The sequence below is a fragment of the Streptomyces sp. NPDC031274 genome (assembly GCF_055570235.1).
Map to the genome: position 1 here is coordinate 1 of NZ_JBVIHP010000305.1, position 1,254 is coordinate 1,254.

1 pseudogene is annotated in these 1,254 nt (G+C 72.8%); it reads right to left on the minus strand.

What is annotated here, in order from left to right:
- Positions 1-1,215, minus strand: a pseudogene (locus ACZ5CR_RS45885) (hypothetical protein); the annotation flags it as partial.
- Between the last annotated feature and the right edge of the window lie 39 nt (positions 1,216-1,254).

Genomic DNA, 1,254 nt, shown 5'->3' on the forward strand with positions numbered 1-1,254 from the left:
CCGGGTGCGGGACGGGCGGGGACCGCACCTGGCCAGCTGTTCCTGGGCCAGCTTCTCGGCCTCGGCCTTTCTGCCGGTTGCCAGGTACATCTCGGCGGCCGCGGAGCGCCACGGCACCAGGGACGGCTGGTCGACACCCCACCGCTGCATCCGCTCCCCACAGGCGAGGAAGTCGTCCAGAGCGGGGTAGGGGCGGTTGGTGGCGGCGTACAACTGACCGCGTGCATACGTCAGTTGCAGGCCATGACACGTTTCATAGACCGCGTCCGGGACATGCCTGTCCGGGAAGGCCGCGGCCTGCTCGTACTGGCCCGTCACGGTGTGCGCGGACACCAGGGTGGCCAGCAGGGAGCCGAGGGCCACGCCCCAGTTGTGCGCGGGCATCCAGCCCAGGGCGTTGGTGGCGTACCGGATGGCGTCCGCCGGATTGCCCTGCCGCAGCGCGATCCCGGCCCTGGCCTCGGACAGCTGCGCCTGCCAGCCGGGCCCGCCCAGTTTCGTCGCCTCGCGCAGCAGTGCGTCGCACCAGTGCGCCGCCGCACCGAGCCGGTCCGCGTAGACCAGCACGGACAGCGCGCTGAGCACGGGATCCAGGGTGGCGTCGCTCAACCGGGTGCCCTGCAGCAGGTGCTCGGCGAGGTCGGCGGCGCCCGGGTCACAGCCCTTGGTCAGGATGATGTGCAGGGCCGCGTCCACCTTGGCGCCCGGGTCACCGCCGCGCGCCGCGATGGCCTCGCTGCCGAGGATGGGTGCCGGTGCGGGGGCGTCGTCGGGCCTCAGGTGTTCGCGCAGGGCGGGATACGTGGTGCGTACGGCCCCGTTCGCCAGGAGTGCCTCGGTGACCGACCAGCTGTCGTACGTGCCACGGGACTTCTGGGCGACGGCCGCGGCCTCCTCGAAGCTGCCCTGCCGCAGCAGGCCCTTGATGAGCAGCGGGATCTCCTGTTCGGCGAGCCAGCCCTCGTCGAAGGCGGCGCGCAGCGCGCTGAGGCAGGAGCCGGCCGTCGTCGGGCTGAGGCGCCCGACGAGCCTGGCGAGCTGGCCGAGAATGGCGCTGCGGCGTGGTCCGTTGCCGCAGACGCTTTCGGCCAGTTGAAGGCAGGCGACGGCGAAGGCGGCGTCTTCGGCCCCACGGGCGCGGCGAGCGGTCTCGCACAGCAGGTCGAGAGCCTCGTCGTCGTCGACGTGCCCGGAGGCCACGATGTGCCGAGCCACGACGGGCGGTTCGGCACACAGCCGGCGCAGTCGGTCGGC